At 44.3% G+C, this 2460-nt stretch carries 1 protein-coding gene; it reads left to right on the plus strand.

What is annotated here, in order from left to right; translation table 11 throughout:
* Positions 1–490 precede the first annotated feature (490 nt).
* Complete coding sequence (trpE, locus tag O9290_RS21945) at positions 491–2011, plus strand: anthranilate synthase component I (RefSeq protein ID WP_288087540.1); 1521 nt, start codon at positions 491–493, stop codon at positions 2009–2011.
* Positions 2012–2460: the final 449 nt, after the last annotated feature.

Genomic DNA, 2460 nt, shown 5'->3' on the forward strand with positions numbered 1-2460 from the left:
TTATAATTAAATTAAAAATGGATTTTAGCTTCGATCCCCCCTTAATCCCCCCTTGATAAGGGGGGTGCCGATCCCCCCTTAATCCCCCCTTGATAAGGGGGGTGCCGATCCCCCCTTAATCCCCCCTTGATAAGGGGGGTGTCTGACAACTTTTAACACCTACCTACTTAGGGTTGGCTGAATAAATCTAAAAACCTTGTTGGGTAAGACTTTTAGACTTTTTGTCAATCAAAAAGTACCAGATCTGGGAGTGATCGGGGGAAAATCCCTGGACTTTTTCCCTGAAAATTAGGTAATTGACCCCCTCAAAATCGCTAAAACCCTACACCCCACACCCCACACCCCACACCCTGTCCACACGAAAAACTTTTTCAGCAGACCCTACTTATCTCCCCTGATCCCCACTCCTTCATAATTTATAATTTATAATTCATAATTCCTTTTTTTCCCCTACAAGTGTTGTGCTATCCGTTTCTTGAACCATCAAAATATGATCTTCCCCGACTTCGATCGCTTTCGTCAACTCGCTGGTCAAGGTAACTTTATTCCTGTCTATCAAGAATGGGTCGCTGACCTAGAAACACCCGTTTCGGCCTGGTATAAAGTTTGTGCCGATCAAGCCTACAATTTTTTATTAGAGTCGGTGGAAGGGGGCGAAACCTTGGGACGCTACAGCTTTTTAGGAGGCGATCCCGTCTGGGTATTAGAAGCACGGGGAAACACCACCACCCAAACTTTTCGTAATGGTTCTCAAGAGATTTTTTCGGGGGATCCTTTTGAGATTTTAACCCAATGTTTAGCCCCGATCGTACCGGTTAAATTGCCGCAATTACCCGCGGGAATAGGGGGTTTATTTGGTTTTTGGGGTTATGAATTAATTAATTGGATTGAACCGCGAGTGCCTATTTATGCCGCTACGGATGCCGATCTACCAGATGGTATTTGGATGCAGGTGGATAATCTAATTATTTTCGATCAAGTTAAACGTAAAATCTGGGCGATCGCTTATGCCGATATCCGGGGTAAAAATCCCGATTTAGCGGCCGCTTATCAAGCGGCCTGCGATCGAGTGACCCAGTTAGTTCTGAAGTTACGATTCCCCCTACCAACTAATGCCAAAACCTTGGAATTATTACCCGTTGGTCAGGGAAAAGAATTAGTCTATGAAAGCAATACAACTCAGGAAAAATTCTGTCAAAATGTCCTAAAAGCTAAGGATTACATCAAAGCGGGGGATATTTTTCAGGTGGTTATTTCCCAGCGTTTAAATGCTAATTATCAGGGTCATCCCTTCGATTTATATCGTTCCTTGCGTCTGATTAATCCTTCTCCTTACATGGCTTTTTATAACTTTAAGGATTGGCAAATTATTGGCTCTAGTCCTGAAGTGATGGTTAAGGCAGAACGGGACGAATTAGGTAAAATAAAGGCTACGGTCAGACCAATTGCTGGCACCCGTCGCCGGGGACAAAACTTGAGTGAAGACCAAGCTTTAGCAACGGATTTATTGCAAGATCCCAAAGAAATTGCCGAGCATATTATGTTAGTGGATTTGGGGAGAAATGATCTAGGTCGGGTGTGCGATCGAGGTACGGTTAAAGTGGATGAATTAATGATCATTGAACGTTATTCCCACGTTATGCACATTGTTAGTAATGTGGTGGGGTATTTAGCCACCAATAAAAGTGCTTGGGATTTATTAAAAGCTTGTTTTCCCGCGGGAACCGTCAGTGGGGCCCCGAAAATTCGTGCTATGGAAATTATTCATGAATTAGAACCCTGTCGTCGTGGTCCCTATTCAGGGGTTTATGGTTACTACGATTTCGAGGGACAGTTAAATAGTGCCATCACGATTCGCACTATGATTGTTCGTCCCCAGGGTAATCAAAATTATCTGGTTTCCGTGCAGGCGGGAGCAGGGTTAGTCGCTGATTCTGAGCCGGAGAAAGAGTATGAAGAAACCCTCAACAAAGCGAGGGGTTTATTGGAGGCAATTCGCTGTTTAAGTTAGATTTTTTAGCCCAGATCCAGTTAAGAGGATTTTGCCATGATTTCTGAGCAGGAATAGGGTTAACTAACTGGGGTTTGCGGCAAAAAGTTTTTCCTGGGGACAGGGTGTGGGGTGTGGTGCGATTCGTTGGCTAGAAACTAGACAGTAAGACGTTTAGAGGATTAGCCGCTTGGTAAATGTAGTACCTTGATAACTTTATAACCTTACAGGTGCGGGTTAGTAATAACCTTAGTCCTGTCCTCTAGATGCCTAGAGTGACGGCATTTCCTGCTGCTTTAGACTTGGTACATCTGAGGTAGTGAGCGAGGAAAAAAAGCGGTATCTGATAGCCTAAATCAGAAACCCGTTGAGCCAGAACCTATGGATAGCCCTGGGGCGAAGATACGAATTAACCATCGTCAACACCCACGAGCCAAAAGGCTGACAGGCTCGAAACAAAAGTTAACAGA

This window comes from Microcystis sp. LE19-41.2A, from assembly GCF_027530405.1.
Classification (GTDB): Bacteria; Cyanobacteriota; Cyanobacteriia; order Cyanobacteriales; family Microcystaceae; genus Microcystis; species Microcystis aeruginosa.

Coding starts and splice junctions, on each gene's coding strand:
- trpE (WP_288087540.1), top strand. CDS start 491: ATGATCTTCCCCGACTTCGATCGCTTTCGTCAACTCGCTGGTCAAGGT.